This is a genomic window from Actinoplanes sp. NPDC051633 (assembly GCF_040681735.1).
Classification (GTDB): Bacteria; Actinomycetota; Actinomycetes; order Mycobacteriales; family Micromonosporaceae; genus Actinoplanes.
The window spans coordinates 1-1,050 of sequence record NZ_JBFAZH010001830.1; the positions used below are offsets into that span (position 1 = coordinate 1).

1 protein-coding gene and 1 pseudogene are annotated in these 1,050 nt (G+C 71.7%); both read left to right on the top strand.

Annotated elements, in window-relative coordinates:
• Positions 1 to 814: pseudogene (locus tag AB0M20_RS45500) on the top strand (hypothetical protein); the annotation flags it as partial.
• A gap of 19 nt (positions 815 to 833) precedes the next feature.
• Positions 834 to 1,050: GNAT family N-acetyltransferase (locus AB0M20_RS45505; protein WP_364307903.1), on the top strand; the 217-nt coding region annotated here is incomplete at its 3' end.

A 1,050-nucleotide genomic window follows, 5' to 3' on the forward strand; every position in this document is an offset into this window, starting at 1 on the left:
GGCCGGCGCCGGGAACCTCTGGCCGGTCATCGCGGGCCTGCTGGAGAAGGACCCGGCCCGCCGGCTGACCGCGGACCGGGCCCGTCCACTGCTGGCCGCCCAGGCACGGACCGACGCCACCGTGCAGTACACGCCACCGGCACCGGCACCGTCCGCGCCACCGTTCCACCCGGCTCCGACCCCGACGCCGGCGCACACTCAGGCGCCCGTTCCGTTCCATCAACCGATGCACCGCGGCATGCTGCCCGCTGATTTCCCCGTTCAGCTCGTCGAGCTGACGGTGGGGGACCGCACCGGTTACACGCTGCGGGCGTACGTGCCGGAGGAGGACGGGTGGGCCACGCCGGTGTTCGCCGGCACCGCCGGGCGTCTCCCGCTGGTGCCCCGTCCGGAGCAGGCGGCCGGGTTCGCGCTGTCCAGCCCCGAGCACGATCTCTCCGGTATCCCGCACTGGGGCTGGCTGTGTCAGGCGATGTCGCAGGCGTACCTGCCGTTGCTGGACGAGAACCGGTACGACCTGGGACTTCCGGCGGTCAGCCTGGAGCTGGAACCGGCCCGCTGGCTGCCCGACCTGATCGTCAAGTCCGGCACGATCGCGAACGAGCTGATGCTGGCCCTGGACATCGAGGAGGCGTACCCGTATCTGGCCACCGGCGCCCCGCTCGACCATCTCGACGACACCCTGCGCCAGGCCGGCTCCCGGCCGCGCCGCAGCCACATCAGACAGTGGGAGCAGCTCGACCGCGGCCTGCTCGCCGGCTGGTGGCAGGCGGTCGCCGACATCATCGAGTCGCGACTCGACTGGCGACACTGACCGCCGCACGGGAGTCGATATGGACGAGGCGCCGAGGGATCCGGTTCGTACGCCACGGCTGGTCCTGACACCGGTCGCCGCGGGCGATGTCGACGATCTGGTCCTGCTGTACAGCGACCCGATCGTCGCGTATTGGACCGGACCGTGGACGCCCGCGGCCGTGCAGAAGTGGGTCACGGACATGGTGGGCCGGTGGGAGACGGACGGGGTCGGCAAGTGGATGGCGCGTGACCGCT